The organism is Flavobacterium sp. (assembly GCF_043720215.1).
GTDB lineage: Bacteria > Bacteroidota > Bacteroidia > Flavobacteriales > Flavobacteriaceae > Flavobacterium.
This window is the reverse complement of the sequence record NZ_JAYSSZ010000165.1, coordinates 1-3,668: the sequence shown is the minus strand read 5'-3', so window position 1 is coordinate 3,668 and position 3,668 is coordinate 1. Positions and strand designations below refer to the sequence as shown.

The following is a 3,668-nucleotide window of genomic DNA, read 5'->3' as shown; positions in this document are numbered from 1 at the left end:
TTTTGAAGACGTTTTTTTATTTCTGGAAAAACTTGAGTAAACGATCTAGCATTGGCAGTATGATGAGGATAAATACCATGAACTGCAATAGTATAAGGCGAATATTGGTTTTGCGGCGGTTTTATCAAAGTGACAAATTCGTCAATGATTATACCATTCTCCACCGTTACAATTCCAACAGAGCAAGGATGGTGTCCAACGGCAGTTTCGAAATCGATGGCAGTAAAGGTCATTATAATTCAATGTTTTGGATTAATATTTTGATTTTTTATTGACTACAAATGTAAACCTATTATCTAAAAAACAAATTTACTTCGCTCTCAAAAATAGCTACAGGAATTCCGTGTCCTAATTCACCGAGAAGATGTAACCTGAAATCATTTTTTAGAGGTAATAATTTCGTAATAAATTCAAGATTATCTTTCGCAAGAATTACATCGTCTTGGTTTCCGATTACAATTTGTAACAAATGATTGTGGCCTTTATTGATAATTGGAATGTTTTGTAAAAGCGAAGTACGATAAGGCAAAGCTGGATTGAATAACAAAGCAGGAATTTGCATTAATTTAGAAAGATAAAACCCTGCAAAACCACCCATACTACTACCTATTATTACATCTATATTTTGGTTTTTATATTCAGTGTATAAAGTTTCAATCATATTCGGATTTGCTCTGTAATCTAAATCGGGAGCTATAATATTTCCGAATGGTTCCAGAATAACCTTTTTTTCGTCGCTTAAATTACTTTCCAATCCATGTAGATAAAGAATGTTCATTGTTTTTATTTTAGATATAAATCAAATATCTGAATTCTTTTTTTCATAATTCAAATTCATATTTAAAATTGTCAAATTCCTTAATTAATCTATCTTTGCACCTTCAAAAAATCGATTAAATAAATAACCGAAAATGATTACAGTAAACGATATTTCCGTACAATTTGGCGGAACCACTTTATTTAGCGATGTTTCTTTTGCTATCAATGAAAATGATAAAATTGCCTTAATGGGTAAGAATGGTGCAGGAAAATCTACTTTATTAAAGATTATTTCGGGTCAAGCAAAACCATCAACAGGAAATGTATCTGCACCAAAAGATGCCGTTGTTGCCTATTTACCTCAGCATTTGCTCACTACTGATGGTGCTACGGTTATGGAAGAAACTTCGAAAGCTTTTGGAGAAGTTTTTGCTATGAAAGCCGAAATCGACGAAATCAACGAGCAATTAACCGTTCGTACCGATTATGAAAGTGACGATTACATGAAATTAATCGAAAGAGTTTCGGACTTATCGGAAAAATTTTATGCTATCGAAGAAATAAATTATGAAGCAGAAGTAGAGAAAATTTTAACTGGTTTAGGATTTATGCGTGAAGATTTTACACGCCAAACCTCTGAGTTTTCTGGTGGTTGGAGAATGAGAATCGAGCTAGCCAAAATCTTATTACAAAAACCAGATTTAATTCTACTAGATGAGCCAACCAATCACATGGATATCGAAAGTATCCAATGGTTAGAGGATTTCTTGATAAATTCAGCGAAAGCAGTTGTGGTAATTTCCCACGATAAAACTTTCGTTGATAATATTACCAATCGTACGATAGAAGTGACGATGGGCAGAATTTACGACTACAAAGCTAAATATACCCATTATCTTGAACTTCGAAAAGATAGAAGAATGCACCAGCAAAAAGCGTATGATGAGCAACAAAGAATGATTGCTGATAATCAGACTTTTATCGATCGTTTTAAAGGTACATTCTCTAAAACAGATGCCGTTCAATCCCGAGTAAAAATGCTAGAAAAACTGGTTATTGTTCAAGTTGATGAGGTTGATACTTCTGCTCTAAAACTTAAATTCCCACCAGCTATTCGTTCTGGTCAATATCCTGTTGTGGTAAAAGATATGACAAAATCTTATGGTGATAAAGTTATTTTTCAAGATGCCAATATTGTAATTGAACGTGGTGAAAAAGTGGCCTTTGTAGGTAAAAATGGTGAAGGAAAATCGACCATGATTAAAGCCATTATGAAAGAAATTGAAATCAATTCTGGAAGCGTCGAAATTGGACATAACTCTCAAATTGGCTATTTTGCTCAAAACCAAGCGTCCTTATTAGACGAAAACGGAACCATATTTTCTACTATCGATGATATTGCTGTTGGTGATGTTCGTACAAAAATAAAAGATATTTTAGGTGCTTTTATGTTTCAAGGTGATGATATTACCAAAAAAGTAAAAGTGCTTTCTGGTGGAGAAAAAACGCGTTTGGCAATGATAAAATTATTGCTAGAACCTGTTAATTTATTGATTCTAGATGAGCCTTCAAACCATTTGGATATGAAAACTAAAGATATTATTAAAGAAGCTTTGCGTGATTTCGACGGAACATTAATTCTAGTTTCTCACGACCGTGATTTCTTGGACGGATTGGCAACCAAAGTTTTCGAATTTGGAAACAAACGCGTCAAAGAACATTTTGAAGATATTGCTGGTTTCTTAGCAAATAAGAAAATGGATAATATGCGTGAGATTGAGAAGTAAAGATTTTTGTTATATTATTCCAAAAATTAATAAAAAACCATAACAAAGTAACATAATTGCTACTATATTCTGAATAGATTTATAAGTGGTTTTTTGCAATAATTTATTGCCAAAATAAACACCTAAAAAGGCTGAAAGTGTTGCGAGTATAATCAACTTATAATTAAGTAAAAGTTCATTATTTGCAATTTTTGGAATATAAATACTCAATCTTGATACATCGACTAAACAAGCAATAACAACTCCTGTGGCGATAAATGATTCTTTTGAAAGACCAGTTCGAATTAAAAAAGCACTTCGTAAAGCACCTTGATGACCTGAAATTCCTCCAAAAAAACCACTTAGAATTCCACCCAGACTTAGATATTTTTTATCAAATTCTAAATTTTTAAATTTTGGAATAAAATCAAATAGCGAAAAGACAATTAATAATAATCCAATGATGAGTTTTAATGGCATTATTTCAAATTCTTTTTCTGAAATATAATACTTATATAAAGGTTGCATTTCAGTCAATAATTTTAATAAATAAGCACCTAAAAATGCAAAAAGTATGGCAGGAATTCCGAATTTAAAAATAATATTTTTATTGGCTTTTTCCCCAAAAAGAAATAATTTGAAAATATTATTCATAAAATGTACTAAAGCGGTGAGTACAATGGCAATTTCTATTGGAAAAAATAATCCAAAAACGGGTAAAAGAATGGTGCCTAATCCAAAACCAGAAAATAAGGTTAATGCGGAACCTAAAAGAGCTACGATACAAATTATAAAATAGTCCATGAATTTTTATTTATACAAATTAAGTAAAACTAACTAACTTAAATTGCTTAATTTTACAATAAGTGTAAATTTGCAAACGGATTTTTAATAAAAATATAGAATATGTATCATTCGAAGATTACAGGACTTGGACACTATGTTCCAGACAATATAGTTACAAACGACGATTTAGCAAAAATTATAGATACAAACGATGAGTGGATTCAGGAACGAACAGGAATTCAGGAACGTAGACATATTGTAAGAGGAGAAGATACTACAACTTCTATGGGTGTGAAAGCAGCTAAAATTGCTATTGAACGCTCAGGAATTTCTAATGATGATATTGATTTTATTGTT

The 3,668-nt window shown here is 31.4% G+C and carries 4 protein-coding genes and 1 pseudogene; 2 read left to right on the top strand and 3 right to left on the bottom strand.

Features of this window, described 5'->3' with window-relative positions; all coding sequences use genetic code 11:
* A partial coding sequence (locus tag ACHZC3_RS07660) for an exonuclease domain-containing protein (RefSeq protein ID WP_394759274.1) occupies nucleotides 1-233 on the bottom strand: 233 nt, incomplete at its 3' end.
* 59 nt (nucleotides 234-292) lie between these two features.
* On the bottom strand, nucleotides 293-778 hold the full coding sequence (locus tag ACHZC3_RS07655) for a YqiA/YcfP family alpha/beta fold hydrolase (RefSeq protein WP_394759273.1): 486 nt from the start codon (nucleotides 776-778) through the stop codon (nucleotides 293-295).
* 133 nt (nucleotides 779-911) lie between these two features.
* Between ACHZC3_RS07655 and ACHZC3_RS07650 the strand changes: the two genes are divergently transcribed.
* Complete coding sequence (locus ACHZC3_RS07650; protein ID WP_394759272.1) at nucleotides 912-2,546, top strand: ABC-F family ATP-binding cassette domain-containing protein; 1,635 nt, start codon at nucleotides 912-914, stop codon at nucleotides 2,544-2,546.
* Between the two features lie 9 nt (nucleotides 2,547-2,555).
* On the opposite strand, the gene ACHZC3_RS07645 is transcribed toward ACHZC3_RS07650, so the two are convergent.
* Entirely contained in the window at nucleotides 2,556-3,329 is a 774-nt protein-coding gene (locus ACHZC3_RS07645; RefSeq protein ID WP_394759271.1) for a TSUP family transporter, read from the bottom strand.
* A gap of 102 nt (nucleotides 3,330-3,431) precedes the next feature.
* Here ACHZC3_RS07645 and ACHZC3_RS07640 point away from each other — a divergent pair.
* Nucleotides 3,432-3,668: pseudogene (locus tag ACHZC3_RS07640) on the top strand (3-oxoacyl-ACP synthase); the annotation flags it as partial.